This window comes from Pseudomonas sp. MSSRFD41 (genome assembly GCF_014230245.1).
In the GTDB taxonomy this organism is placed as follows: domain Bacteria; phylum Pseudomonadota; class Gammaproteobacteria; order Pseudomonadales; family Pseudomonadaceae; genus Aquipseudomonas; species Aquipseudomonas piscis.
Genome location: NZ_JACKZK010000003.1, coordinates 1 through 24,687, shown reverse-complemented (window position 1 = coordinate 24,687; position 24,687 = coordinate 1). Strand labels below are relative to the sequence as shown.

Sequence of the window (24,687 nt, the reverse complement as noted above, 5' to 3'; positions counted from 1 at the left end):
ATTCCTTTCATTTGTTCTTCCCACGAAACAGCGCGAACAGTGGGTTGGATGGAGCCTTCAATACGGAAGGCGCCAGTACCGGCCACTCGATCTCGGACGGATATCCGGGCTGCTGTTCGATACGATTCAAGGCGATGCAATAGCGCTTCCAATCGAGCAAGGCGTTTTTCTCCTCGGTAGAGGCCTCTCCAAGGTCGACGGCGTACTGCAGGGGGGCCAGGCGGATAGCCGCCTCACGCAAACGGTTGTCTCGCTCCAACAGCAGCTGTTCCAGAGTCGCGGACTCCCGGGCCTCCCGGTCAAGTTGCCAGCGGTCATCGAGCCAAACGTGATAGGGATCGGGACGGGGCTGGGTAGTCAGTCCCTCGGGCAGATCACCCAGGCGCTCCCAGGTACTTGCCGCACCACCATGGATCTGGAATACCTGGCCGCGGTGATCAGGCAACAGTTGGGGAGCACCATCGACCCAGGCCCAGGCGAATCCCTTTTCGGGCGGACTCAACTCGCTGGGCAATTCCACGGCATTGGCCGGCAACTGCACACCCAGCCCGGGAACCACAGGAAATACCACCGGCCCGATCAACGCTCCGGCAGGGCTCACAAGATATTCAGGCATGAGAACCTCAGATAAGTTTGATACGGCCGGGATAGGCGATGTTTCGCGGACGCACCATGCCCCAGAAAACACTTGAGATCACTTCTGTATTGGCCGCAAAGTTGTAGTAGATCATTCCATTGAACGAGGTCGGATCGACCCCTACCTTGGCCATCTCGCCAATACCGTGCACCGCCGGGGCCTGGCCGTTGTCGCCGGTGATATTGGTTCCGGTTTGCCAGCTGCCCGCCCCACGCCCGACATCGACCCCACGATCCTCGTCGAGTACCCGCAGGAATTCGCCCTGGGCCTCGGGCAGGCGAAAAGTCGATACACCATCACCGTAGCTCCAGCCCCCCGCACGATCGTTGTCGGGGCGCAACATGCCCGATTGCTTCGCGTGATCCCACAGCCAGGGCCAGTCGGCGCGGTTCAGCAACTTGCCGTTCAAGGCGCCATATCCACCCGGGCTGAACTGGGTCGTGGTCTCGAAGAACATTCGCCCAAGGGCAGCATTGTCATAGCGCCCGACCGGCCACCAGCCTCCCGCCCCATCACTGCGCAGATGCCAAAAATCACCAGCGCCCATCAACACCAGGAAACCGTACCCCCCGGCACGCAGATGGGTGTGGAACTTGATAGTGTCAGCCCCCGTGCATTGCACCAGTATCCGGTTGCCACCGTTGTCGAGCCGCCGCACGATCACGTCGCGCACACCCAGTACCGAGTCCGCCGCCGGTAGCGTCAGCGTAATCGGTTCCTGTGCGCCGTTGACCATCACCAGACCCAGGTCCTGCGCGGCCAGGCTTCTGGAATGGTTGATCTGGAGCACGCGCGAAAGCATGGGACTGGCGTTGGCCAACATGACCTGCAACGCCTTGAGCAGCTGAGCGGTATCGGCTTCATCAGGTACAAGCCCGGCGCGGCCAATCACCGTCAACAGCTCCTGGGTAATGCTGTTGCCCCAGGCGGCGGGGATCAGCGACCCGGGAGTTCCGGCCACAGGATTCTCATCGACGAACTTGCCGTTGAGCAGGCCTATGCCAGGAACGCTTTTGGGATAATCCACTGTTCTACTCCTGCATGTTTTTTCCAATGAACAAGGCCTGGGCATGCCGCCCCATCGGCCTCACGACGCCTGCTGGCCCACATCAGGACGCTGCATCCGGGGCCGGTTGCGCGGGCTTTCTGGCCCGGGTGCGCTTCACCGCGGCAGCCGCTGCCGGCGCCGGCATCGCTAGCACGGGGCGCTTGTCGCTGGCGGGGAAACCGTCCTGGGCCGGCCATTGGCGCAACAGCCGCCGATACTCCTGCAGGCTCTGGAATTGAGCCGCCGACAAGCTGGTGGCGCCACCGGCGTCCAGCTCATCGCGATGGCGTGCCACCACGCCGTCGGTCGCCTGCAATTGATCGTCGCGCCAGGCCCGCTCGATCAGCGCCAAGGTCTCGGCCGAAGGCCCGGGGCGCTCCACCAGGATCGGCCGGCCCAACTCGTCGGCGGCGATGGCCAGGCCCTGGGCCTGGCCCTCGAACAGCTTCAGGTACTCCAGGTCGGTGATCTTCACCGCCTGCTCCAGCAGCGCCGGTTCATGCTCGTCGGAGCACAGGAAACCCAGGGTCTGCGCTAGAAAATACTTGCTCATTCAATACCCCCAAACCAGGATGCGGCCGCCGATGGCAGTCGGAATGGGGGCGTTGGTCCCAAAGATATCCCGGGACTTGGCCACCACCACCGCCTTGTTACTACTGAGCAGGTCGAAGGCCCAGACCGTGGTTCGGCCCGTGGCTCCCCAGCCCAGGGGATTGAGTTCGTTGGCAATCCCGCCCAGCACCGCGTTGGGAAACTGGATAGGCAACGAGACGATCATGTTGCCGTTGCTGTCGGAGCCACCGGCGATCCACTGCACGATCAAGCCACTGGGCAATTTCTGATAACCCGTGGTGTTCAACGCACAGGCAAAACCCGGCATGTAGCGCATCGGTACGCTGCCCAGCAGCGCCGTCCATTCGCCATTGAGATGCTTGACCAGCACCACCGAATCGCCCACGCCGAACTCGAAGCTGCCGAGGTAGCCGTTACCGACGGCGATCTTGTCGCCCCCATTGACGACCACGGTCATGGCCCCGGTGCCGGTGTTCATCAGGTACAGGGCGCTGCCATTGGCGATGGCCGGCCCGGCCGCGGGCAAGGTGATGCTGTAGCCGCCATAACCGAAGCGCACGCAACGACCGATGTCGGCGGCGGTCAGGGTGGTGGCCGCGTTGTAGACCGCCACATCGCGCAGCGAACCCAGGGCGCGTTGCACGAACTCGGTGGTGGCCGCCGACTTGCCGTTGTCGAACTGCGGTTTGGTCTGGAACAGCGCGCCGCTGCGCAGCGCGGTGATCAGCTGGTTGTTGCTGCCCTCCAGCGGAGCGATGCCCGCCGCCGACAGCACATTGAGGATTTCATCGGTGATCGCGTTGCCCCAGCTGGCCGGGATCAGCGACCCCGGCGTGCCGGCAACCGGGTTTTCATCGATGAACCGGCCATTGACCAGCCCGGAGCTGGGCACGCTTTTTGGATAGTCCACAGGTGATGTCCTGAAAAGGACGTCCACCGCTGCGCCCCGGGTGCGACGCGGCTCGGCCTGCGGCCAGGCAACGTCGGCACCCGGGTGGCGGGCAGGCGTCTTGAGATGATTGAAAACGGCTCGAAGGATTCGCGCCGGTCATTGGCCAGGCAGGTTGCCTGGCAACCATTGGGGGGCCTGCGGGCGCGCCGCCACGGCCGGAAACCCCTGGCGATCGGGCCATTCGCGCAAGGCCTGGCGGTACTCCAGCAACTCCAGGTACTGCTGCGCGCTAAGGCTAGTACCGCGACCCAGGTCCTGTTCATCGCGGTGCCGGGCCGCCAGCCACTGGCTGGCTTCCAGGCTGTCGCTGCGCCATTGGCGCTCCCGGGCTTCCGCCCCCTGGGCCACCACTTCGGCCACATGGGCCCGGGCCATGGTTTCCAGCTTGTCGCCTGGCGGTGTCGCCAGCGGCGCAGCCACCGGCTCGGTTGCCTCAGCCGCCGCAGCCGGCACTGGGCTGGCCTGCCATTCCATGCCCACCCGCACTTCGCGCCCCGGGGGCGCAGGGTGGATGGCCGCGAGGAACTGCGGGGCGAACAAATCAGCGATGGCGTAGTCGCCGGTCTCGATCAACTCGACCACCACGCCCTCTTCCACACGGACATAACGGGCCATCACGCGTACTCCCAGATTTCACAAAAGCCATTACCACCGGCGCCGCTCAAGCAGGCAGCGCTGGCGTTGTATGAGCAACTACCGCCACCACCCGAACCCCGCACCCCGGCAATACCCGTGGTGTTCAGGCCAGTGGCGCCAGCACCGCCGTCGAACGGACTGGCTGCACCGCAGCCCGCCAGCGTGCCCCAGTTCGGATTGCTCATGGCATAACCGCCCTGTATGCCACGGGCGCTGGAAAGGTTGCCGCCCGTCACCACGCCACCGCCTACGCCCCCCTGGACGAATCCGGGGGCAGTCGAAACAAAGGTGATCACCTGGCCGCCCGTACCTCCAGAGGCACTCATGTAGCTGCCGAAAGAGGCGCTACCGCCACTGGCGCCCACCGCCGTTCGCGCCTCGCCACCGGCACCCAGGGTAATGGGCACCCCCGCCAGCATCTGTGGGGTCACATCGAACAAGCCCTCGGCATAGGCGCCGGAACCACCGCCACCGCCCACGGTGAAACTACCTGCGGGCACCGGCTGGCAGCCGCCGCCGGAACCACCGGCGCCCACCAGGCGTACGCGAATGCGCTTGGCCCTGGGGTCGGGTCGGTATAGGGTGATGCCCACGGTTTCAAACTGCTTCACCGCCAACAGCCGCCCGCCAGCATCGCTGATGCCGTAGCCGCCCAGGGTGGTGGGGGTGTTCTTCAAGCGCTTGAAGTCGAGCAACTCGCCAATGGCCTGGGTCAGCTGGTCAGTCTTGCGTTCATCCGGCACCAGGCCGGCCGCCTTGATGACGTTGAGGATCTCCTGGGTGACGCCATTGCCCCAGTCGGCGGGAATCAGCGATCCCGGCGAGCCGGTCAGTGGGTTTTCATCGACGAAGCGGCCATTGACCAGGCCCGCACTGGGTACGCTTTTCGGATAATCCATGGTTCATGTCCTGTCAGTGGGGCAACTTCGCCAGCCACTTGGGCGGCTCGGGTCGCGCTTGGGTTTGCGACTCGCCGGCCGAGGCCGGCCAGTCCCGCAGGGCCTGGCGGTAAGCCAACAGCTTGGCGAACTGCTTGCGCCCCAGGGTCGCCGGGACGCCAGCGTCGAGTTCATCGCGATGGCGGGCCACCAGCCAGTCGGTCCCGGCCAGGGCCATGCGGCGCCAGTCGCGCTCGGCTTGCAAAAGCGGCTGCTGTGGTTCGGCGCCAAGGCTGTCCGGAGCCGGGCTGAACAGCTCATCCTGGTAGCGCCAGCCGACGGTCACCGCAAGGCCTGGCGGCAGCTCGACGCCACCGTCGATATCGCCGCTCACCAGGGCCGTCACCACGCCCTGTTCGATAAAGGCTTTCATTCCTAGGCCTCCCATCTGACACGGGCGTTGATCACCCCCGACGTACTGGTGTTCTGCGCCCAGGACAGGATCAGTACACGCCCCATGTAGCGATCGCTGAAGCCACCTTCGGGCATGACCGATGTCGCCGCCCTGAAGTTATGGCCGGTGTCCTCGGCCACGATGCTGTAGTCGGTCTTGACGAGATCGTCGTAGTCCATCATTCCCGCAACGTAGGCCCGGGGTTTCCTGGCCCAGTTCAGGGGCAGCGCGTAACTGCCGCTTGCTCCGGACCAGACCCCCACGGCTTCCAGCCGCGCCTTGTTGGCCAGCAAGGTCAGCTTGGGCAGGGTCCCGGCACCGGCGGTGACCACCTTGGCCAGGAGCATGTCGATGCAGGTGGAATCGAAACCGCCTCCGGAGGCGCCGGCGGCGCCCTTGAGCGCCGGGGGAACGGCGTCGTTGTCGGTGCCCTTTTGCAGGTAGCAGCCCAACGCCCCGCCCATGACCTGCATGCGCAAGAAGTAGGTGCTGTTGATATCCAGGTCGGGAGAAATCCAGGGCACGCTGTACAGCGCCCGCGGACGGGCGGTGATGCCCACCAGGGCTTCTTCGCCCAGGCTGACCAGCACCCCGCCGGGCACCATGACCGTGCCACCCGCCGCAGCCGTACCCGGTGTCACCGCGATACGCCCGTCGGCCGTGGCCACGGTGGGAAAGGCCAACGCCGCCAGGGGCTGGGCATCCTGGGCCAGTACGCTCTTCAAGGCCCTGAGCAACTGGTCCGATTCGCTTTCGGCTGGCGTGATGCCCGCCGCACGAATCACATTGAGCAACTCCTCGGTCACGCCATTGCCCCAGGCGGCGGTGATCAACGAGCCGGGCGTCCCGGTCAGCGGGTTTTCGTCGGCGAACCGGCCGTTGACCAGCCCCGCGCTGGGCACACTTCTGGGAAAGTCCATCACCTGCCCTCTAGTCGTAATTGATATGCACCCGGGTATGGGCCGGGGCGCTGCGGTGGATCAGGCACTCCAGGGCCGATCCGGGGTTCATGCCGAAGCGTTCGCCCCAGTAGCTGGCGCCGTAGCGCCGCCCGAGCAGCAGCCGGCCGCCGGTGTTGAGCGTCCACATGAACTGCGCCTGCCAGGTGCCGAAGTGCGCCGAGCCGAAGCGGGCGCGACCCATGCGCGGAGCCTCCAGCTCGGTGATGGTGGCGTTGGGGTAACCCTGGCTGCGGGCGATTTCCACGTAGTAGCTCAGCGCCTGGCTGCCCACCGCCAGCAAGCGCCGACGCACCGCCAGGCGGCGGTCGTCGAACAGCGGCATGGCCCCCAGGCAGGGGTCGGGCAGCTCCATCACCCGCTCCCAGTCCGGCACCAATTCGCTGACCCCGGCGGGGTCCATCTCGTTGAGCAGGTCGGCGGCCCGGGCATCCAGGCGCGCCAGTTCCTGGGCGATGCCTTCGAGCACCTGCTCCAGTTCCGGCACTTGCTCCGGGTCCCAGGCCGGGCCGCTGGGCAGCAAGCTGCGCAGTTGTTCCTGGTACTGGGCCGCGCTTCTCATTCCAGCCATACACAACCTCCGAAGGTCAGCAGCTGGTTGTTGGCGGCCGGTACGTCGGCGCTGGGCGCCATCAGCTTGTGGTCGTTCTCGCCGGTGGCGCTGCTGATGGCTTCGGCGATATGGGTCAGCAGCAAGGTTTCGCCGAGACCGGCTTCACGGTGGTGCAGATCGCGCAACTGGGCTTCCACCGCGGCGCGCACGGCGCTGGTGTCCGGGCTCAGGCGCAGGCGATAGGTCACCGGCTGCTGCACCGGGGCCAGCACGTGGACCTCGGCGGTCACCGGCCGCAGCGGCTCGATATGCGCTTGCACCTCGGCCAGTTGCGCGGCATCCGGCACCGGGTGCGGATCATCGTCACGCATCACGAACAGGCCCACGGTGCCCGGCCCGAGGTAGCTGCCACGGCACCAGGCGCGGGTCACGCCGGGGCACTCCAGGGCCCAGGTCTCGTAGTCCTGGGCCGAGCCGCCATGGGGAATGACCCGGTACGAACGGATCACCCGCGAGCGCAGCGACTCCAGGCTCTCGCGCGCGACGCCGCCCACCAGCCCTGGCGCCAGCACCGTGAAGCTGCCGCTGATGCCCTGGATCGGCTGCACCGGGATCAGGCTCAGGCCGGCCTCGGCATTGCCCAGGGAACCGGCATCCAGGGCGGCGATGCTGGTGCTGTTCAGGCCGCTGCTGGTGGTCCGCGCGGCGGTCACCTTGTAGCTGCGGCCATCGCTGGACTGCAGCAGCGTATCGACATCCAGCACCGCCCCGGCCGACGCCATGAAGCTGACGTTGCCGCTGGCCGCCTGGGCGGCCTTGCGTGGCTGGTTCAGGCGCAGGGCGGCGATCCGTTCCAGGGTCGACTCATCGGCCTTGTCCGGCAGGATCTGCTCGGCGATCCAATCCAGGTAGCCATACAGGCCAAAGGCGGCGCCGCTGAGGGTTCGGGCCAGGACTTGGGCATCGGACTGGCGCAGCGAATCGCTGGCCAGGTCGCTTTGGGTGCGCTTGATCAGCACCGGCAGCGAAGGCGTTTCAAACGGCATAGGTCACCTGCCAACTGTGTTCGGGGTTGATGTCCAGGCGCTCGCCACCGGCCAGTACCAGCACGATGCGCAGGTTCAGGCGTTGGGCGTCGAGGCGTTCGCTGCTGATGTCCACGGCGCTGCAATGGCCATCGTCGATCAGCCATTGCAGGGCTTCGCGGGCGTAGAACTCGGCGTCGAGCTGGGTCTGGCGGGTCAGCTTGACCCGGCGCAGCAACCACAGCCGCGAGCCGATGCGGTCGTCGGCCACCGTGGGAAAACTGTCGCCCCACCAACCGAAGCGCTCGTCATCGTCGAGCACGTCATCGTCGGCGGCGCGGCGCCAGGTGTAGAGGCTGATCAGCACCGCGCGGGTCAGCGCGGTCTTGAGGTCGTGGGTGAGGAACATCATGGACCTCCCACCGGTGCGCCGGTCTGGCCGGGGCCCGGCTGCACGCCGGCATGCGGGTGGCGCATCTGGCTGATGCCGCCGGCCACCTGGTCGCCCTGGGAGACGATCTTGCCGGTCTGGGTCAGGGTCGGCGTATCGATGTTCACCGCCGTGTCCGCCCGGATGTTCAGGGTGCCGGTCTGGATATCGATCACCCGGCCACGCTTGAAGTGCACCTTGTCGCCTTCGTCGGTGTAGATCGCCACCTCGCCGGGCGCCAGGGCCTGGAGGCGGTAGCGGCGATCAGCGACCACCAGCACCACGGCGTGGGAGCGGTCGCCACCGAGGAAGGTCGCGATGCCTTCGGCCCCGGCCAGCGGATTGCTGGTGAAGCCGTAGGGCTCGAAATGCTCCATGTCGTCATTCACCTCGCCGGCGGTCAGGCGCATCTGGAGCGATTGCAGTTTGTTGGCCGAGTTGGCGAGCACGACGGTGCCGCGCGCCAACAGGCGTGTCAGTAGGCTCATGGTGGATTCCTTGGCTGGCCCGGGCCCGACGCATCGGGCAGGCAATGGCGGGCCCCGGTGGCCTGTAGGCCGCCGGGGGCGGCTCAGGTTTTCGCGGGGACGGGGTTGGCGTCGAAGGTGTGTGGCGGCGCCACTTGCAAGGTGGTGATCGAGCCCTGTTCGGAGAGCGAATAGGTGACCTTGGAGATCAGCATGTCCTGGTCGAAGCCCAGGACCTTGTCGATCACCCGCACCAGGGTGTTGTGCCGCCACAAATCGCCGTTGCCCTGGCGCCAGCCCTGGACCCGGTAGGTGGTGGTCAGCGCCTTGCCCATGCGGGTGGCGCTCTCCCAGTCGGCCCGCTGCTGGGCCAGTTCGGGGGTCAGCTGCGCGCTTTCGCTGATCACCGTGACCCGCTTGCGCGCCATGCTCGGGTCCCGGGCCTGGCCCGAGACCTCGGCGACCGCAGCGCCGCTTTTCTGGTCGCTGCCCTTGTGCTGGCCGATGACCCGGTACTCGGAGAACACCTGGCTGAAATCCATCGGCGCATTGGCCGACAGGATGTTCTTGCCCAGCTCCAGGGCATCGCTGGCCCGCCCGCTACTGCCGGGCTTGGCCAGCAGCACGCGGCCCTCGGCGTCATCGGTGGAAAACACCCGGTACAGGGTCAGCAAGCGGTCGATGGACTGGAACACCGTCTCCCCGGGCACGATGCTGTGCTTGCCGAGCTTGGCGGTCTGCGGGATCTCGCTGACCACGCCCACGCCATAGGCGCCCGCCAGGGCCTGGACGATGCTCAACAGGCTCTGCTCCTGCCACTGGCTCGGGCGGTTGATGGCCGCGCAGTCGGCCAGGTCCTGGGTCAACGAACTGCCTTCGATGCTCAGGCTGACCTGGTGCGCGTCATAGCTGACCGGCGCCTTGTACACGTAGCCGGTGAGCACCAGGTCGCTGCCGATACGCACCTGGCAACGCGAGCCGGGCTTGATCGGCTTGACCTCCAGTTGCCCCGGCCACTGCCAGGTGATGTTGAGGCTGAAGCTGCGGAACTGGCGCTCCAGGTCCGCGCTGATCTCGACGCTTTTCCAGCCGCCGTAGTCCAGGCCGTCAACGGTCAGGGTGACGGCATCTTGTGCTGGGTTCATGGTCTACACCTCGGCGATTTTCAGGTCGGCCGGCGGCAGGAAGCCTGGATGCACCGCCTTGTTGCGCTGGCTCACCTCCCCCACCCGAGTGGCATCGCCAAAGCGCTGGTAGGCCACCACCAGGGCCGGCAGGCTCTGCTTGGGCGACAGGGTCAGCAGCCGCACCCCGGTGGACGACACCGCCGTGAGATGGCCGAACAGCTGCTGGCGCAGGCTGTTGAGCGCCTGGTAATGCAGGGCATCGGCCTTGAGCGCGGCCTGCCAGATCACCTCATTGAGGGCATCACGCAGGCTCAGCACATCCTCGGCCACCGGCACATCCAGGCGGCGTACCGGCTGGACCGCCTGCTGGGCCACCGAAGGCGTGGAGTTGAGCTTGACCACCGGCGCCGCCGCCGGCATCTGCGCGACCTGGTAGCCGAGCTTCACCAGCAGCATGTCCTGAACCAGGTTGGCCATGGCCTGGGCCGCGGCCACCGTGTCCTTGCCGGTGGTGAGCTTGGGCGTATCGATCTTCTTCGCCGCCTCGACCTGTTGCGAAGCATTGGCCAGCACTCCGCGATAACCCTCGCGGGCGAAGTCCTTGAGCTCGCGGATGTCCTTGAGCAAGCCCTTGAACTCGGCGCTGACCTCCCGGGGCAGCTCCTTGAGCGCCAGCACCAGCTGGCGCAGGTCCTTGTAGGTGTCGATCAGCGCCTTGAACTCATGCTCGATCACCGCGTAGACGTCCTTGAGGCAATCGCGCAGTTCCTTGACCGCGATCCGTGCGGCCTTGATCAGGCTGATGACCTCCTCGAAGCGTCGTACCGCCGAACCCAGCAGGCTGTCGGCGGCCACCAGCAATTGCTCGCGGGAGTTGACCACCGCCGTGGGGAACAGCAGCGGCTGGTCGGGGTGGAACTTGAGGGCGAACGTCACCAGGCCGCCGTCCTGGCGGGTATGGGTCATTTCGCACTCGCCGACCTTGACCTGCATCCGTCCCAGCCAAGGGTGGACCAGTTCCCCGGCCCCCTGCTCCAGGGCCTGGAGCAGCTGGTCGCGCTGCTCCAGGCAGTTCTCGCCCACGATGAAGGCCGTCAGGTCGTGGACCTTGGCCTGCTGGCCGAGCCCTTCGTAGAAGGGCTGGTCGCGCTGGGGATACTCATGCAACTGGCCCTTCTGGCCCACCGGGGTCTTGGCCTGGTCGACCCAGAAACCGACGCCGCGAAACGACGCCGGCAACAACCGATCACGCCAGCTCATTGGAACCTCCTAGGGAAAGTGAGCGATAGCCGATGCGCGGAGTCACCGCCAGGCCCGGCTGGTTGGTCTGCGGCTGGCTGGTGCGCAGGCCCGCCGGGGCGTTTTCGAAGCGCACCGTCAGGCCGCCTTCGAGTTGCGTGCGATTGTTGGCCGCACTCTGCTGCACCAACGCACCAGAGCCCTGGTTCAGGTTACGCGCCGCCGGCGAAGCCTCGGCACCGAAGAATGCCGGGGCCAACTGGCCCTTGCCTTCGGCGTTGGTGCGCTGCTGGGCCTCGGTCAGGCCTTCGACCTTGCCGGTGATCTTGGCGATGAAGCCGCCAAAGCTGCCGCCGAGCATTTCCCGGATGCCGCCCAGGGTGCCCTTGAGCTTGTCCCAGAACGCCGAGAACCAGTCGGCGATCGGCTGCCAGTTGGCCGTGACCATATCCATGGGCGACCAGTTGAACAGCTCCTGCAAGAACCCCTGGACCGGCGCCGTGATCGCCAGCAGCGAGTCCCACAAGCCACTGAAGAATCCGGCTACGGGCTCCCAGGCCGCATTGATCAGCGGCATCGGCGACCAATTGAACAGCGCCCGAAAGAACTCGCCCACCGGCGCGCTCAGCGCCAGCAACTGGTTCCAGGTGGCCGAAAAGAAGCCCATCAGCGGTTGCCAGTTATTGATCACCAGCCCAAGGGGCGACCAGTCGAACAGGGTCTTGAAGAACCCCAGCACCGGTTCCGCCTGGGCCCGCAGGCCATCCCAGCAGCGTCCGAAAAAGCCCAGCAGCGGCTGCCAGTTATTGATCACCAGGCCCAGGGGCGACCAGTCGAACAAGGTCTTGAAGAACCCCAGCACCGGTTCCGACAGCGCCCGCAGGCCATCCCAGCAGCGCCCGAAAAAGCCCAGCAGCGGCTGCCAGTTATTGATCACCAGGCCCAGGGGCGACCAGTCGAACAAGGTCTTGAAGAAGCTCATCACCGGCACCGACAGTGCCCGCAACAGCTCCCACAGCGCCGAGAACAACCCGGTCAATGGCTGCCAGTTATCGATCACCAGCCCCAGCGGGCTCCAGGAAAACAAGGTCTTGAAGAAATCCAGCAGCGGCAACGCCAGGGCCTGGATGCCCTGCCACAAGCCACTGAAGAACTCGCTGAGCGGCGCCCAGGCCTGGGTCGCCTCGCCGACCACCGAGCTCCAGAGCCCGGAGAAGAACCCCGTGAGCGCGCCCCAGGCACCGGCCAGGGCCTGCAACGGGCTCCAGCCGAACAGACTCTTGAAGGTGGCGAAGGCCACCTGCGCCGCCTGCTGCAGGCTGTTCCAGATCCCGCTGAAGAAGCCTGATATCGGCTCCCAGTAGGCCACGATCAAACCAGCGGCCACGGCGATCGCCGCCGCCACGATGCCCACCGGCGAGGCCAAGAGGCCGACCACCGCCGCCAGGCCCATGGCCCCGGTGGTGACCACGGTGAAGGCCACGGCCGCTGCGGCCAAGCCTTCCACCAGGGCCGGGTTGTCGGCAACGAAGGCACCGACACTGCTGATCAGCGGCGTCAGTCCGGTGATCAGCTGGTTGACCGCCGGCAACAGCGCCTGGCCCATCTTCAGCGACACCCCTTGCAAGGCGTCGTCGAACTGCTTGAGGTGGGCCGAGGTTTCCCCCAGGGGCACTTGCGGCGCCTTGAGCTGGGTGAGTTGCTGGCTGCTGGCTTGCAGGTCGTCCTCGGCCTTGATCGCCTGCTTGATGCCATGGATGAACGGCTCCAGCAGACCGCCACCCTTGATGAAGCCGCCCAGGTCGAGGGAGCCGAGGCCGCTGCCCTCGATGCTCTTCTTGAAGGCGCCGATCCTGGCGCGGATCCCCGACATCTGGGCTTCGAGTTTCTGTGCGCCGAGCACCACCACGGACATGTGCACCGTGGTCTGGATGTTCGTCAGGCTCATGCTTTGTTGAATATTCGCCATCACTGCACCTGCTGCATCGCATTGATCCGTTGCGCGTGCTCCAGTGACTCGCGGAGCACATCCAATGGCCTGGCCATCATCTGTTCGGGGTCAACCTTCCAGAACCAGGCCAGGTCATAGGCGGCCGCGATCAGGTCGCCGATGGCTGCGACGCCGCACTCATGAAAAAACTCGCGACGGCCCAGCTCAGGCCGTTGAGGTCGGCCAGGTCCAGCTGGTTCACCGAGGACGGTGGGATACCGGCGCAGACCGCGATGTACTTGGCCGCGACATCCATGTCCAGGCTCACTTCCTCGCTCTTGTCGATCCGGTACGGCAGCGCCTTGATGTTGCGCACCTCCTGCACCGTCGGGCGGCGCAGGGTCAGTTCATCGAGCGTTTCGCCGTGGGCTTCGATGGCCACTTGCAGCTTCACGACTTGAGTCATTGCCAGGTCCCCTTCACGCCGTTGAACACCAGCGCGATGCTGGCGTCGTCGCCCTTGGATACCGGCTCGTCCACCAGGTAGGCGCCGGCCAGGACGAAGACCTTGCCGTTGTTGAATTCGCAGGTGACGGTCATGTCGGTACCGGCCACCAGCTGCTTGAGCGGGAAGTCCGGGGTGTGCAGCGCCGTGACCTTGAATGTCGGGGTGACCTCGACTTCCTTGTAGAAACCCGGCACGACGGTTTCACGCTTGGTGGACATCAGCGGCGCCTCGCAGCCGCCGTTGATCGTCAGTTGAGCACCGTCGACCTTGACGTAGCAGGTGCCCGCAATCACTTGACCCATGGTGTTTCTCCCTTCAATAAAAAGCCCACGCAAGGTGGGCTGGATTCACAGTCGAACGCGCGTTCAGGCGGCGTTGTCGTACTGCAGGCGGAACTGGTTGAGCAGCGCGAACACTCGCAGGCCGTTGATGTAGTCCGGCGGGAACAGCACGTTGATGCGGTTCGGGTCCCGGGCATCGCGTTCCACCACCAGGTGCTCGGCGAACCGCTCGGCGTTTTCCACATGGCCTTCCAGCTCCAGCTTGGCGTACTGGGCGATCAGCTCGCCGCGAATGGTGCTCGGGGTGACGATCGGCTGGCCGGCGCCGAAGCGGGTGCCGTCGGCGGCCAGCTTGTGGCGCCCGTACTTGCTGGTGATCACGCTTTGCAGGCGGCGCACGATGTAGGCCGACTGGTGCAGGGTCTCGCTGTCCAGGTAGGAGTTGTCCGCCTGGCCGAACGCGTTCTTCTGGTAGGTGGTGATCGAACGCTGGATGCGCACGTAGCCGCCTTCGTAGTAGGCGGTGGCGATGCCGTAGTTGAGCAGTGACTGGCGCTCGGTCAGGGTGAAGCGCTCGCTGGCCGCGGCCGGGTCCAGGCCTGGCAGGCTGCCGCTCTGGGTCGGACGGCTGGCATCGGCGGAGATGAACACCGCGGTGCGCGCGGCCAGTGCCGCAGCCTGGACCCAGGCCGGTTGCGGAACGCCCGGTTCCAGGGCCTGGATGGTCATGTGCTGGTCGTTGCGCGCCTGCCCGGCGGCGACCAGGGTGCCCACGGTGCCGCGCTTGGCGGTGTAGACATGGCCGAACAGCTGCTTGGCCCAGGACCAGCGACCCACGCTGTCATCCATGACCGCTTGCCAGGTGTTGAGGCTGGCGACGTCGGTCCAGGGCATGCAGATGAACTCGAACGGCTCATCGCCCAGGGCGGCGACCGCGGCCACCTGGTCGGGCACGCCGGCACCACCGGCCATCTTGCCGATGACGATGGCCAGGCCTTCCGGGGTGCTCTCGCCGTTGCTCTTGCCCAGGCGATTGAGCTGCAGGCTGATGTCGTTGCCGCTGTCGCCGGTCCACTTGGCGTTCAGGGTCACCACGCCTTCGGCGGCGCTGGCGCTCAGCGGCAGGTCGGCCGAGGTGTTGATCTTCTGCACCAGGGCGGTGGCCGCCTGGGCCGCGGTGGCGCCCTTGGCGATGGCGGCCTGGACCCGCACGCCGCCCACATAGAGGTTGAGCACGCCGCTCTCGGTGGCGCTGCCGGTCAGGGTCAAAGTGCCCTTGGCCACGCTGCCTTCGCTGTTGTGCAGCGGCAGGCACCAGATCTCGCCGACCGGGTCGGTCTTGCGGAAGGTCTCGTACATGGAGGCCAGCATCGAACCCTGGCCGCCGATGCTCTTGGCCAGGGCCACGCTGGACACCAGCACCAGCTTGCCCACGTCGCTGGCGGGCACGTTGTCGTTGACCTGGGCGACGATCAGCCGGCGCATGGCCGACGAGGCGCTATTGGCCGCCGAGTTGTCCATCTCGGCATAGAACAGCGGAACACGAATGTCCGCGGGGATATTGCTGAATCCGATCGCCATTATTGGGCTCCCTTCGGTTGTGCCGCTTGCACGGCGTTGATGGTGATATCGCCATCGGCCAGACGGCGACGCCACCAGGCGTTGTCCGTGACTTCACGGCCAGTGACCGGCAGCAGGTCGCCCGCTTCCGGATCGGGTACGGCACGGCCAGCGGCCGGCAGCACGGTGATGCGTTTGCTCATTGCTTCAGCTCTCCTGAGAAAGTCAGCTCCAGGCGCCCATCAGGGCCCGGGCTTTTCAAATTGGGATCCGCCGGATCGATGGCATCGACCCGGACCGTGACCCCGGTAAAGGACGGCAAGCCGTCGAGTTCACGTTCATGCCAGGTTTCCGCCGGCTGCCCGGAACGATTGCGCCCCAACTGGAACTCGGCGAAAAAACGCAGGCGATAGAGCAACCGCTCATTGCCCACCGGCACCAGCTCACCGCCCTCGTACTGGATCGGGCTGTACTCGGCCCCAGGCTTGAAACCCACCAGCGCACGCCAGACCTCGGCTCGCAGGTCATGGAGCTGGTCCAGGGCCTGTTGCGGGTGAGTGGCATCGAGGAGCAAGGCGACTTCGAAGCGGTCGCGGATGATCGATGCACTGTTATTTTCAGCAGTGCTTCGACTGGAAAGATCAGCTAGGGGCACGATAAGAACAGCAGGGGTATCTAGAACAGCAAATGGATTTTGCGGAGTTAAATCAATGCCAATTACTACTCTAACGGCAAGACCTACGCACTGAGTCGCTACCTGGGTATAGACAGGGGTAATTTTCATATACCCCCCAAGCAATCACAGAGGTTTGGCAAAATAACTCGACACAGTACTTGGGACGAGAAAACTCCAGAAAAACAATCCGCACAATTGTGGACAGAGTGTGACACCATAAAAATCACCCTATTAAAAGTCTGTTACATCGATGACAGTCACACTCCGCTGGGCTTGTTGATAGTTATACTCACCAAATGACATTCCATCCCATGGCCTAGTTGCCTGAGCAACTATGCCAGATCTATGCTCCCAGCTATTATCAGTAGGTGTCTTGATAGTACTAGATTTCACATCTTCAATGACAATGGATCCATTAGTTCCTCCTGCCTTTTGTTTTCTCGCACCATAACTTCGGAGATTTTGGACTAGTGCACACACTCTTCCCGCACCGATCTCTCCAGAGTTCTGCTCGTTTCCGGTGTATGTTCTAATCACTCGAAGATACTTTCTGAGCGAGTTGTAAACCGTTTCACCCGTCAACCTGTTTCGTATCCGAAGTCCTGGGCGACCTCCCGGGTCAGCAAACGGGGTTCCGAATATGAAGTAGTCAACCCAGCCCTGGGACTCCATCGTTCTAGTTTTTGAGAACAGCCTTACCGCACGCCCCTCCACCATCACGTAAAAAGCAGGATTGTTTGCCCTGATAGCTACGATGCAAGGGGTCGTCGACAGAGGCAGCGGAACATCCTCAAACCTCAAACTAGAGTCGAAATCACCAGTCTGACTTGGGGTCACGCGCCCTTTTGTTAGGAGGCAGTGGTTTCTGAATTGACTGTCAATTTGAATGCTTCTTGCGGAATTCTTAACCCTGAATCCAATTTCGCTCATGAGACACCGTATAAAATTTTCACGGAGACTCTAAAACCGTAGATATCCGGAAAGTTCCAGGAAAGTGTATTTCCAGATATCGACGGTATAGGTCGCGTGTAGTTTGTCCACAGATCGGAGTATGGGTCTACCACTACAAAAAACGGCTGCCCCAGAGAAAACCCTGGATTGGTTATTGACCCATTTGACACTCCGGTCTCTATAACCCCAAGCTGACGCGTCAAGCGATCGGTGACTTCTAACGTGATACTCCCAGTTTCTGCATCTCTAACTCTTAGACCAAAAGTCATGAAAGCAATCCCAGTTCAACCACCATTACATTGGTCGTGGTATCTGTTAGATATACGCCTCTATCCAAAACCTGAAGCTTATAACCAATACCATTGCCATTGATCTCAAGAGTCCCCGACTTCTTCATGCACCATCCGCGTTCACCCGGTCGATAGTCGTCAGACTGGATATACTCGCCAATCTTTGCATTGGTAATTGATCCCTTTGCAATAAACGCAGAATCTATATAAGTAGCGCCATTCTCAATAACAAACGGAGATACCGCCTTGGCAGTATTAGGATCGACAACCGCAAACCGATTAGCCGCAACCAATACCTGACTGGTAATAACGCCCTTATCGTTCTCGACCCCGACACCAATCCCCGCCAGATAGGGTTTCCCATCCACCGTCAGTTGCGTCTTGATCGAATACATTGCCGCCAGCTCGCGCTTCATGGTCTCGACTTCGACCTGGGCGCCGCCGCCGGACTCGATCTTCTGCAGCAGGTGCTGGCTCAGTTGCGTCTCGCTGATCTTGTCGCTGAGGTATTCGAGGATCGGCCCGGCATCCGAGGATGACTGTCCGGTGACCGGCCCATGGAAGGCACCCAGGTTGCCGATCTTGTCCACCAGGCGCGCCCAGAAGAAGAACCGTACGCCAGCGGCCAAGCCCATGATGGTCAGATCGGTCTGCGGGTAGGCGTAGTCGCCGAACTTGGTGGCCGTGGCCATGTCGCTGCCCTGGCTGTACCAGATCTCGGTCCGTTGCAGGTCGGCGGTGCTCAGCCCGGCCGGGATGCTCCACTTGAGCTTGATGCCGAACACGATCGACTCGGCGTTGAAGGAAGCCACCATCGGCGGCGGTGTGGTCTTGCCGTTGAGCACGGTCTCGGCCGAGGTGGCGAACACCGAGCCGATGTCCAGGGCGTTGATCGCCCGGACCTTGGCCACGTAGCGCCCGGCATAGATACCGCTGACTTCGAAGGCGTTGCCCCCGGTACGTCCGGCGAACACCCAGTCCCCGTCGTTCTTGCGCCAGTGCACCTCGTAGGCGATGGCGTTGTCCGGGCGCTCCCAGTCGATGGTCATGACCCCGACCGCGCTGCCCTGGTCGACGAAATGCTCGTTGCGCACCCGCACGTTCTTCGGTGGGTTCTGCACGCTCGGCGGGATCACCGTCACCGGTGGCTGGTCGATGCGCGCGCCGTTGTCGATCGCCGCGAACTTGGCGGCGACATGCTTGACCGCGCTGATGCTGTACTTGATCGCCGAGTCGGAGAAGTCCTCGGCCACCGACAACACGCGAAACTGCTGGACCGCCAGGGTCGGTGAATCGATGGCCCACATCGAATGCACCGGTGGCAGCTCCTCGAGCTTTTTCTCCAGCACCACCCGCTGCACTTCAGCAGGAAAGCCGGTGGTGTCGAGGGTGGTGGCGCCGCTGTCCCAGGTGATGCCGGTGCTGTCCCAGGTCAGTGGATAACCCACGGACTTGATCACCCGGGAGATCGCCTTGCCGGTGGGCATGATCAGGGTCAGGGTATCGCCGGGGTAGGCCTTGACGTCGGCATCCAGCACCAGGGCGTCCAGGGTCGCCGAGCGCAGGCGCCCGCCGATCCGCCGGCCGGCCCGGTCGTTGTCCGCCACGCGGATCACCTGCCCCGGACGCACCAGGGTGCCGTCCAGGCCCACGGAAAAACTCACGCTTTCGGTTTCCAGGCGGTTGGTCAGCAGCGCCCATTTGCCGATGCGCTGGGCCTGGGCCTGGGAGGTGCAGCCGGTGGCGGTGATCTCGGTCTGCTGCACGCCATAACGGGCGATGCCTTCCGGATCGTCGACGTACTGCACCTTCTGCCGGTAGAAGTCCGCCGGGTCGTTCCAGCTCACCAGGGCCACGCTGTAGCGAGTCTTTTTCGCCGAGCCGCCGTAGACGAACTTGCCGTCGATCACGTTGGCGTTGCTATAGGTGTACACCGGGTCTTCCGGCATGTCGGCCACCGCCATCACCGACCCCGCGCCCCAATAGGCCATGCCGCGGAAGGTGGTGGCCAGGTCCTGCAGCACTTTCAGCGCATCGGCGCGCACCGAGAGATAGAGGTTGCAGGTAAAGCGCGGCTCGGTGCCGCCCTTGCCATCGGACACCGGCTGGTCGCAGTACTGGCCGATGCGGTACAGCTCCCACTTGTCCACCTGGGCGGCGTTGAGCAGGTGCCCGAGGCCATAACGCTGGTGCAGCAGCAGGTCGTAGTAGATCCAGGCCGGGTTGTCGGTCCAGGCCGACTTGAAGGTGCCGTCCCACACGCCGCTGTAGGTCCGGGTGGCCGGATCGTAGTTGCTCGGCACGCGGATGATCCGTCCTTGCAATTCGAAGGAGCGGTTGGGAATCGACTGGAACTGCGAGGCATCGAACTGCAGGCCGATGATCGCCGAACCGGGGTAGCGCAACTTGGCGTCGATCACGTCGGTGATGGACTCCACGCTGGTGGTATCGGCGATTGCCCCGCTGCTGGAGTTCGCCGTCAGCCGCCGCACTCGCACGGTCCAGCCGGCCTTGGCCGCTGGCAGGTCGACCCGGTGGGAGCGCTCGTACTTGCTGGAGCTCTTGCCGCTGAAGGCCGACTGCAGCACTTCGACGAACGCCCCGCCATCGGTGGACAGCTCGATGGCGTAACGCACCGTGTAGCCGTTGGTGTCGCCGTTGCTGGTGTTGGTCTGGGCCAGGCGCGAGACCGCCAGGCGGATGCGCACCGCCGACAGTTGCAGGTTGGTGATGACGCGGGTCCAGGGTTGGTCGCTGCGCAGTTCCACCGCCACCTGGGACTCGTTCTCCACCGCCGGAAAGCCCGGGATGTAGGTCTGGTCCTGGCTGCCGTTGCGGGTCTCGAGGCTGACCCCGGAGAAGTTCAGGCTGCCGTCGGCGTTGGCCAGGGGCGTCTCGTTGAGGAACACCGAGCGCTTGCCGTTCTTCAGGCCCACGATCTCGCCTTCGCTGACGAGATCGAGGATCCGGGCATAGGCCGTGCTGTGCAGGCTGTCCGGGGCTTCCACGGAGGGACGGGGCGGCTTGGCGCCGCCGCCCTTGCTACCGGCGAGAATAGGGTCGGTCATGGCTTTCCTTCAGGCGAAATGAGGCCCGCGGCATCGCAGGCAGGTGGAAGACGGGAATGCTTAGAGTTGGTCCTGGGCGTAGATGCCAGAGCTGATCACGGTGCTGCCGATGGTCAACTGGCCATAGAGCAGGCCCACCGGGTTGCCCTGGGCCGTGGTATTGATTGGCCCGTTGAAGCTGTAGCTGGGGCGGTTTTCCGGGCGTTCCTGGGCGCCCAGGCCCCTGGGCATGGGCGCGAGCATCTGCGTCACGCCGCCGATCACCATGGTCGCTCCGGTCATCATCATGGCCGTGACTGCCGGGCCGGTGAGAAAGCCGAAGGGGTTGTAGTAGGCCACGGCCATCAGTACCGCGCCGAGGATGGTCTGCAGGCCTCCCGCACGCTTGGAACCACCGAGCACCGGGGCGATGCGGATCACCTGCTTGCCCAGGGGCTGGTGGATATCGGTCTCGGACAGGTTGCGCCGACCGTTGAACACGGCGAAGCGCAGGCCCTTGTCGGCGCTTTGCACCATGTAGCGCTCAAAACCCGGGAACTGCCGGAAGTAACCCATCACGTCCTTGAAGCCTGCGCTGATGGCCACCCGGTGTTCACGCCCGAACAGCCGGGCCAGGGAGCCGGACAGCAGCACGGTTTGCATCTTTTGTGGTTCTACGGCCAAACCCATGGGGTTCTCCTGGCGATAAAAAACCCGCCGCGGCGGGTTTGGATGGACAACGCAGACCGCTGTTTCAGAGCTGGTCCTGGGCGTAGATGCCGGCGCTGATCACCGAGCTGCCGACGATCAACTGGCCATAGAGCAGGCCCACCGGGTTGCCCTGGGCCGTGGTGTTGACCGGGCCGTTGAAGCTGTAGTTGGCACGGTTATCGGGACGGTCCATGGCCCCCAGGCCCTTGAGCTGCGGCGACATCATCTGCATCACCCCGCCCATGGCCAGGGAAATGCCCATGCTGGCGGCGAAGGTCCAGCCAGTGGTGCCGGTAGTCCCGATCAAGGTTGAACTGCCACCCGCGGCGGCAATGCCACCGGAAAAATAGGACGCGGCCACCACCAGGGCGACGCCGATGATGGTCTGCAACCCGCCCGAGCGCTTGCTGCCGATGAGCAGCGGGGCAATGCGGATATCGCTGTTGCCGCAAGGAGCGTGCAGGCGATCCTGGCCCAGGTTGTCGCGCCCGAGGAACAGCGAGTAGGTCACCCCGCGATCCTTGGATGCCATCAGGAAGGCCTCGAATCCCGGCACCAGCACGCACAAGGCGCGGATCGCCTCCGCAGCGCTGCCCACCGCCAACCGATGCACCCGGCCGAAGCGGGCTCCCAGCGAGCCGTACAACCGCACGACCCGGACTTTTTGCTGATTCATCACATGACTCCCAGGAAGAAAGATCCCCGGTTGGCAGCCGGGAAAGGCAACGGCCTCAAGCCGACGCCATGAGCTGGCGATGGCGCCAGATGCTGACCGTGACTTCGTCCCAGTAGCCGCCATAGGTGTCGCGCTTGCTGTCGCGGCCATAGAGGTGGTGCAGGATGGAGCCCGGTGCCGGGTAGTGCGCAGGCTCGCTCTTGAGCACGCCATCGGCCAGGTAGATGGCCGCGTGGTTGGGCACCGGCGAGCGGATCTGCATCAACACCACGTCGCCCTGGCGCAGGTCCCCTACCCGCTCGAAACCGGCCTCGGGCAAGTGCTCCAGGTAGAGGTTGCCGCCCTTGTCCCACCAGCCGTCCTCGCGCTGGTAGTCGCCCAGTTCTATACCCAGCTCGCGCCGGTAGTAGTCGAGGATGATGCTCAGGCAGTCGTGCACGCCATGGGCGAAGGCCCGGCCAACCAAGGGTGCCTGGTAGCCGTTGGGCGCCAGTTGGGCCCACTGGCCAATACGCGGTTGGCCGGCGTCGTCCGCCAGCACCTGGACGATGTGCCAGGGCAACCCGGAGGCCTCGCAGGCCACCCGGTCCGCCTCGCTGGGCGTGGCCGAGTAATCCGGGTGGCTGTGGATCACCGCCAGCACCTCGCCGCGCTCCTCGGCTGCCGCGTAGTCCGCGGGAGCCAGGCGAAAGTGCTCGCTGGGGGTGGCGGCGGTATTGCGACACGGCACATAGACCCGCCGCCGGCCCTCGCGAATCAGCAACCCGCAGCACTCGCGGGGGTATTCGGCCAGGGCGTGGCGCTCGATGGCCGCCAGGTTCGCCTTGTTCATGTTCAGCTCCGTAGCAGGCCCGCCGCAGGAAACGAACCGTAGGGCAGCGGGTTGTTCTCGCCGAAACGCAGCTTGCAGCTGCTCAGGCGCCCGCCGCATTTATCCTTGGCGGCATCGGTGACGATCACGTCGTTGACGTCCGCCACCGGGCCGCCGTTGTAGCCACAGTAAGGGCCGCGATAACCGCCGCAGCTGAGCCACCAGCAGACGTTGGCGACGATCTGCCGCCGTGGCAGCTGCACGCCGTTGAAGTCCAGGGCGCTGGACAGCTCGAACTGCACCACCTCGTTGTCTTCGGCGACCTTGCGCTCGACGTACCAGATGTCCGGCGGCAGCTCTTCCTCGGGGTCGGCCTCGGGCTGGCCGTCCAGGTACTTGCCCAGGGTCCGATGGCGAATCAGCCGGGCCCCTACCAGGTCTTCGAAATACAGCACCAGGGCGGTGATGAAACCATCGACGTTGCCCACCGACAGGGTCGGGGTCGGCTGCGAGCCCTTGCCGGTCATTTCGAAGCCCTCGGCCTGGATCGGCCAGGGGGAATACTCGAGCCCCTGCCAGAAGATCGACGACTGCTGGGGGTAACCGTGAAAGCGGTAGAGTTCGGCGCCGAGGCTGGTGGCGTCGAGCTCGAAAAGCTCCACCCACGCGCCAGGCTCCAGGGTCTGGATATCGGCCGTGATCGGCATGGTGTTTCCTCAAGGCAAAAAGAAACCCGCGCGAAGGCGGGTGACAGTGATTTAGCAGGGGCGCTTCGGACGCTTGGTGATTTCTGGATAGTCACCCTTCCCTTCGGCCCAGTTCCGAACCAGCCCCCGGTACCTCAGCCACTGAGACCGAGTTCCGGCGAGAAGATCTGGCGGAGCATCACCAGCCTCTACCTCTTCCAGCGCATCGAGCTGGGCGGAAATTGCGATCAGCTCAGACTCGCGCCAATCGTCCTCAATGCGACGGAGATTTGAGGGGCTCGGACTCCAGCCCGGGAACAGCCATATTTGATCATAATACTCGTTTGCCATATCGACCGGAATGCTGCCCTCTGGCGGCACTTCGTACCAACCATCCATGCGACCGTCGGGAAACACGCATAGCATCAGCACGATTCGGTTTTCGATTACTTCCGTCATGCCCAGATCTCCACAACGAGGTCAACTTGTGCCGGGGTGACAGGCATGAGCTCTCCGGCAGAGTTTGAAAGCCTCAAACCGTCACGAGCCACTTGTACCTGCAGAGTGGTAGTTGTCGGCTTTCTCGTAATGACGCCAAGAAATGCAGACTGATAAAGAATGCCGACAGAGAACTCACTCTCACCGATAGCCATTCCGTTCGCCGCCACTTTGTAGCGCCCTTTCACAACAACAATGGCAGGTTCAAACCCGAGGTTGTGAGTCAAATTTAGTATCCCGGCTACGGACCAAGTAAGCGGCCCGCTACTCCACTTTTTCGAGATACCCAGGCTTGAAATGCCAGGCTTTGCATCCAACGCAGCCTTCAAGTCGGCTTGATCTGAAATCACGCCGGCGATTCCTCCCCAGGATGTCTGGGTAGTAGACGGTGCAGCATAAGTGCCAGCGCCCGTCAGAAACTTTGCCTGATCACCTGCCGAGGGCGCTGGTACTAGTCCTTTTGTGCCGCCGGCGGTAGCAGTGGCTCCAGTCATCACTGCCGTGTAGAAGGATGCCGGCTGACCTCCGAGCTTGTCGGAGTCTGTCGCCACCTCATTCTTGCCCAGCTTGACGTTGAGCTGACCCTGCAGCTTTGCAAAAGCCTGCAGCACCGTATCGGTTGCCAAAATCGCGGCATTGAGCAGAGCGCCCAGTCCTGAAAGCGCTGTCGAACGCACGCGGGGCTGCGTGAAGTACTGATTTATCGATCCCTCCGGAACCTGGTCAGTTGAGCCAGGCGAGGATGGAATTAGCACAAACGCGGAACCACCCCAGCGGTACTGGCGCGTCGGGTTGGCTGGGCTGTCACCGTCGTTGATAGCGATGTAGATCTTGCCTGTCTCACCGGTGGCAGGAAAATCGGCAAGGGTGGGAAACTCAAGCACGTCATCGACGAAGCTGGGAAGCTGGGAAGCCGGTACCAAGCCATCGATCAGTTGCGCCACAGAGACCCCCAGCGCCGTACCAGGAACTGCAGCATCCGCTTTGACCTTGGCTGCAGCAGCGTCCGCCACACCCTGCCCAGCCTTTGCCAGCGCTGCAGCCGTACGGGTATCCAGCTCGGCAAAGTTCTCATTGATGATCT

28 protein-coding genes are annotated in these 24,687 nt (G+C 64.1%); all 28 read right to left on the bottom strand.

Annotated features, from left to right (window positions below):
* Nucleotides 1–7 precede the first annotated feature (7 nt).
* Complete coding sequence (locus H7A76_RS06910; protein WP_085066047.1) at nucleotides 8–616, bottom strand: tail fiber assembly protein; 609 nt, start codon at nucleotides 614–616, stop codon at nucleotides 8–10.
* 7 nt (nucleotides 617–623) lie between these two features.
* The gene (locus H7A76_RS06905; RefSeq protein WP_185697824.1) at nucleotides 624–1,664 is read right to left on the bottom strand and encodes a phage tail protein; all 1,041 of its coding nucleotides are present in this window, start codon (nucleotides 1,662–1,664) and stop codon (nucleotides 624–626) included.
* Nucleotides 1,665–1,746: 82 nt separating this feature from the next.
* Nucleotides 1,747–2,238, bottom strand: a complete 492-nt coding sequence (locus H7A76_RS06900; RefSeq protein ID WP_185697823.1) for a phage tail assembly chaperone — start codon at nucleotides 2,236–2,238, stop codon at nucleotides 1,747–1,749.
* A complete protein-coding gene (locus tag H7A76_RS06895; RefSeq protein ID WP_185697822.1) occupies nucleotides 2,239–3,168 on the bottom strand; it encodes a phage tail protein in 930 nt (309 codons plus the stop codon).
* Nucleotides 3,169–3,306: 138 nt separating this feature from the next.
* On the bottom strand, nucleotides 3,307–3,825 hold the full coding sequence (locus H7A76_RS06890; RefSeq protein WP_185697821.1) for a phage tail assembly chaperone: 519 nt from the start codon (nucleotides 3,823–3,825) through the stop codon (nucleotides 3,307–3,309).
* Complete coding sequence (locus H7A76_RS06885) at nucleotides 3,825–4,745, bottom strand: hypothetical protein (RefSeq protein ID WP_185697820.1); 921 nt, start codon at nucleotides 4,743–4,745, stop codon at nucleotides 3,825–3,827. The genes H7A76_RS06890 and H7A76_RS06885 overlap by 1 nt, the downstream gene beginning before the upstream one ends.
* A gap of 13 nt (nucleotides 4,746–4,758) precedes the next feature.
* Nucleotides 4,759–5,157, bottom strand: coding sequence for a phage tail assembly chaperone (locus tag H7A76_RS06880; protein ID WP_185697819.1), 399 nt, complete (start codon nucleotides 5,155–5,157; stop codon nucleotides 4,759–4,761).
* A 2-nt stretch (nucleotides 5,158–5,159) separates the two neighbouring features.
* On the bottom strand, nucleotides 5,160–6,098 hold the full coding sequence (locus H7A76_RS32275; RefSeq protein ID WP_260497928.1) for a hypothetical protein: 939 nt from the start codon (nucleotides 6,096–6,098) through the stop codon (nucleotides 5,160–5,162).
* Nucleotides 6,099–6,108: 10 nt separating this feature from the next.
* The gene (locus tag H7A76_RS06870; RefSeq protein ID WP_185697818.1) at nucleotides 6,109–6,708 is read right to left on the bottom strand and encodes a YmfQ family protein; all 600 of its coding nucleotides are present in this window, start codon (nucleotides 6,706–6,708) and stop codon (nucleotides 6,109–6,111) included.
* A complete protein-coding gene (locus H7A76_RS06865; protein WP_068580489.1) occupies nucleotides 6,696–7,736 on the bottom strand; it encodes a baseplate J/gp47 family protein in 1,041 nt (346 codons plus the stop codon). Before H7A76_RS06865 ends, H7A76_RS06870 begins: the two co-directional genes overlap by 13 nt.
* Nucleotides 7,726–8,124, bottom strand: a complete 399-nt coding sequence (locus H7A76_RS06860) for a phage GP46 family protein (protein ID WP_185698142.1) — start codon at nucleotides 8,122–8,124, stop codon at nucleotides 7,726–7,728. Before H7A76_RS06860 ends, H7A76_RS06865 begins: the two co-directional genes overlap by 11 nt.
* Nucleotides 8,124–8,633, bottom strand: a complete 510-nt coding sequence (locus H7A76_RS06855) for a phage baseplate assembly protein V (protein WP_185697817.1) — start codon at nucleotides 8,631–8,633, stop codon at nucleotides 8,124–8,126. Before H7A76_RS06855 ends, H7A76_RS06860 begins: the two co-directional genes overlap by 1 nt.
* An 83-nt stretch (nucleotides 8,634–8,716) precedes the next feature.
* Nucleotides 8,717–9,757 (bottom strand): phage baseplate assembly protein, encoded by a 1,041-nt coding sequence (locus H7A76_RS06850; protein ID WP_185697816.1) that lies wholly within the window; start codon nucleotides 9,755–9,757, stop codon nucleotides 8,717–8,719.
* Nucleotides 9,758–9,760: 3 nt separating this feature from the next.
* Nucleotides 9,761–10,999 (bottom strand): DNA circularization protein, encoded by a 1,239-nt coding sequence (locus H7A76_RS06845; RefSeq protein ID WP_185697815.1) that lies wholly within the window; start codon nucleotides 10,997–10,999, stop codon nucleotides 9,761–9,763.
* Nucleotides 10,986–12,947, bottom strand: a complete 1,962-nt coding sequence (locus H7A76_RS06840) for a phage tail protein (RefSeq protein ID WP_260497927.1) — start codon at nucleotides 12,945–12,947, stop codon at nucleotides 10,986–10,988. Before H7A76_RS06840 ends, H7A76_RS06845 begins: the two co-directional genes overlap by 14 nt.
* Before the next feature lie 130 nt (nucleotides 12,948–13,077).
* Nucleotides 13,078–13,374, bottom strand: coding sequence for a phage tail assembly protein (locus H7A76_RS06835; RefSeq protein WP_031321005.1), 297 nt, complete (start codon nucleotides 13,372–13,374; stop codon nucleotides 13,078–13,080).
* On the bottom strand, nucleotides 13,371–13,718 hold the full coding sequence (locus tag H7A76_RS06830) for a phage tail tube protein (RefSeq protein WP_022642610.1): 348 nt from the start codon (nucleotides 13,716–13,718) through the stop codon (nucleotides 13,371–13,373). The genes H7A76_RS06835 and H7A76_RS06830 overlap by 4 nt, the downstream gene beginning before the upstream one ends.
* A gap of 63 nt (nucleotides 13,719–13,781) precedes the next feature.
* A complete protein-coding gene (locus H7A76_RS06825; RefSeq protein ID WP_185697814.1) occupies nucleotides 13,782–15,278 on the bottom strand; it encodes a phage tail sheath subtilisin-like domain-containing protein in 1,497 nt (498 codons plus the stop codon).
* Complete coding sequence (locus tag H7A76_RS06820) at nucleotides 15,278–15,460, bottom strand: DUF2635 domain-containing protein (RefSeq protein ID WP_022642608.1); 183 nt, start codon at nucleotides 15,458–15,460, stop codon at nucleotides 15,278–15,280. Before H7A76_RS06820 ends, H7A76_RS06825 begins: the two co-directional genes overlap by 1 nt.
* On the bottom strand, nucleotides 15,457–16,041 hold the full coding sequence (locus H7A76_RS06815) for a hypothetical protein (RefSeq protein WP_185697813.1): 585 nt from the start codon (nucleotides 16,039–16,041) through the stop codon (nucleotides 15,457–15,459). Before H7A76_RS06815 ends, H7A76_RS06820 begins: the two co-directional genes overlap by 4 nt.
* A gap of 123 nt (nucleotides 16,042–16,164) precedes the next feature.
* Nucleotides 16,165–16,863, bottom strand: coding sequence for a hypothetical protein (locus tag H7A76_RS06810; protein WP_185697812.1), 699 nt, complete (start codon nucleotides 16,861–16,863; stop codon nucleotides 16,165–16,167).
* 286 nt (nucleotides 16,864–17,149) lie between these two features.
* Entirely contained in the window at nucleotides 17,150–20,242 is a 3,093-nt protein-coding gene (locus tag H7A76_RS06805) for a host specificity protein J (RefSeq protein ID WP_185697811.1), read from the bottom strand.
* A gap of 60 nt (nucleotides 20,243–20,302) precedes the next feature.
* Complete coding sequence (locus tag H7A76_RS06800) at nucleotides 20,303–20,911, bottom strand: tail assembly protein (protein ID WP_185697810.1); 609 nt, start codon at nucleotides 20,909–20,911, stop codon at nucleotides 20,303–20,305.
* A gap of 64 nt (nucleotides 20,912–20,975) precedes the next feature.
* Nucleotides 20,976–21,608, bottom strand: coding sequence for a tail assembly protein (locus H7A76_RS06795; RefSeq protein ID WP_185697809.1), 633 nt, complete (start codon nucleotides 21,606–21,608; stop codon nucleotides 20,976–20,978).
* Between the two features lie 55 nt (nucleotides 21,609–21,663).
* A complete protein-coding gene (locus H7A76_RS06790; protein ID WP_185697808.1) occupies nucleotides 21,664–22,440 on the bottom strand; it encodes a C40 family peptidase in 777 nt (258 codons plus the stop codon).
* A 2-nt stretch (nucleotides 22,441–22,442) separates the two neighbouring features.
* Nucleotides 22,443–23,126, bottom strand: a complete 684-nt coding sequence (locus H7A76_RS06785; RefSeq protein WP_053134540.1) for a phage minor tail protein L — start codon at nucleotides 23,124–23,126, stop codon at nucleotides 22,443–22,445.
* 51 nt (nucleotides 23,127–23,177) lie between these two features.
* Nucleotides 23,178–23,564, bottom strand: a complete 387-nt coding sequence (locus H7A76_RS06780; protein WP_221775148.1) for a hypothetical protein — start codon at nucleotides 23,562–23,564, stop codon at nucleotides 23,178–23,180.
* Nucleotides 23,561–24,687: hypothetical protein (locus tag H7A76_RS06775; RefSeq protein WP_260497926.1), on the bottom strand; the 1,127-nt coding region annotated here is incomplete at its 5' end. The genes H7A76_RS06780 and H7A76_RS06775, both read right to left, overlap by 4 nt.

What these genes read in the sequence shown, in the direction of transcription:
- H7A76_RS06910 (WP_085066047.1), bottom strand. Translation starts at nt 616, where the DNA reads ATGCCTGAATATCTTGTGAGCCCTGCCGGAGCGTTGATCGGGCCGGTG.
- H7A76_RS06800 (WP_185697810.1), bottom strand. Translation starts at nt 20,911, where the DNA reads ATGGGTTTGGCCGTAGAACCACAAAAGATGCAAACCGTGCTGCTGTCC.
- H7A76_RS06810 (WP_185697812.1), bottom strand. Translation starts at nt 16,863, where the DNA reads ATGAGCGAAATTGGATTCAGGGTTAAGAATTCCGCAAGAAGCATTCAA.
- H7A76_RS06840 (WP_260497927.1), bottom strand. Translation starts at nt 12,947, where the DNA reads ATGGCGAATATTCAACAAAGCATGAGCCTGACGAACATCCAGACCACG.
- H7A76_RS06865 (WP_068580489.1), bottom strand. Translation starts at nt 7,736, where the DNA reads ATGCCGTTTGAAACGCCTTCGCTGCCGGTGCTGATCAAGCGCACCCAA.
- H7A76_RS06835 (WP_031321005.1), bottom strand. Translation starts at nt 13,374, where the DNA reads ATGACTCAAGTCGTGAAGCTGCAAGTGGCCATCGAAGCCCACGGCGAA.
- H7A76_RS06880 (WP_185697819.1), bottom strand. Translation starts at nt 5,157, where the DNA reads ATGAAAGCCTTTATCGAACAGGGCGTGGTGACGGCCCTGGTGAGCGGC.
- H7A76_RS06795 (WP_185697809.1), bottom strand. Translation starts at nt 21,608, where the DNA reads ATGAATCAGCAAAAAGTCCGGGTCGTGCGGTTGTACGGCTCGCTGGGA.
- H7A76_RS06785 (WP_053134540.1), bottom strand. Translation starts at nt 23,126, where the DNA reads ATGCCGATCACGGCCGATATCCAGACCCTGGAGCCTGGCGCGTGGGTG.
- H7A76_RS06830 (WP_022642610.1), bottom strand. Translation starts at nt 13,718, where the DNA reads ATGGGTCAAGTGATTGCGGGCACCTGCTACGTCAAGGTCGACGGTGCT.
- H7A76_RS06805 (WP_185697811.1), bottom strand. Translation starts at nt 20,242, where the DNA reads ATGACCGACCCTATTCTCGCCGGTAGCAAGGGCGGCGGCGCCAAGCCG.
- H7A76_RS06890 (WP_185697821.1), bottom strand. Translation starts at nt 3,825, where the DNA reads ATGGCCCGTTATGTCCGTGTGGAAGAGGGCGTGGTGGTCGAGTTGATC.
- H7A76_RS06790 (WP_185697808.1), bottom strand. Translation starts at nt 22,440, where the DNA reads ATGAACAAGGCGAACCTGGCGGCCATCGAGCGCCACGCCCTGGCCGAA.
- H7A76_RS06900 (WP_185697823.1), bottom strand. Translation starts at nt 2,238, where the DNA reads ATGAGCAAGTATTTTCTAGCGCAGACCCTGGGTTTCCTGTGCTCCGAC.
- H7A76_RS06820 (WP_022642608.1), bottom strand. Translation starts at nt 15,460, where the DNA reads ATGAGCAAACGCATCACCGTGCTGCCGGCCGCTGGCCGTGCCGTACCC.
- H7A76_RS06825 (WP_185697814.1), bottom strand. Translation starts at nt 15,278, where the DNA reads ATGGCGATCGGATTCAGCAATATCCCCGCGGACATTCGTGTTCCGCTG.
- H7A76_RS06855 (WP_185697817.1), bottom strand. Translation starts at nt 8,633, where the DNA reads ATGAGCCTACTGACACGCCTGTTGGCGCGCGGCACCGTCGTGCTCGCC.
- H7A76_RS06815 (WP_185697813.1), bottom strand. Translation starts at nt 16,041, where the DNA reads ATGAAAATTACCCCTGTCTATACCCAGGTAGCGACTCAGTGCGTAGGT.
- H7A76_RS06885 (WP_185697820.1), bottom strand. Translation starts at nt 4,745, where the DNA reads ATGGATTATCCGAAAAGCGTACCCAGTGCGGGCCTGGTCAATGGCCGC.
- H7A76_RS06870 (WP_185697818.1), bottom strand. Translation starts at nt 6,708, where the DNA reads ATGGCTGGAATGAGAAGCGCGGCCCAGTACCAGGAACAACTGCGCAGC.
- H7A76_RS06845 (WP_185697815.1), bottom strand. Translation starts at nt 10,999, where the DNA reads ATGAGCTGGCGTGATCGGTTGTTGCCGGCGTCGTTTCGCGGCGTCGGT.
- H7A76_RS06860 (WP_185698142.1), bottom strand. Translation starts at nt 8,124, where the DNA reads ATGTTCCTCACCCACGACCTCAAGACCGCGCTGACCCGCGCGGTGCTG.
- H7A76_RS06850 (WP_185697816.1), bottom strand. Translation starts at nt 9,757, where the DNA reads ATGAACCCAGCACAAGATGCCGTCACCCTGACCGTTGACGGCCTGGAC.
- H7A76_RS06780 (WP_221775148.1), bottom strand. Translation starts at nt 23,564, where the DNA reads ATGACGGAAGTAATCGAAAACCGAATCGTGCTGATGCTATGCGTGTTT.
- H7A76_RS32275 (WP_260497928.1), bottom strand. Translation starts at nt 6,098, where the DNA reads ATGGACTTTCCCAGAAGTGTGCCCAGCGCGGGGCTGGTCAACGGCCGG.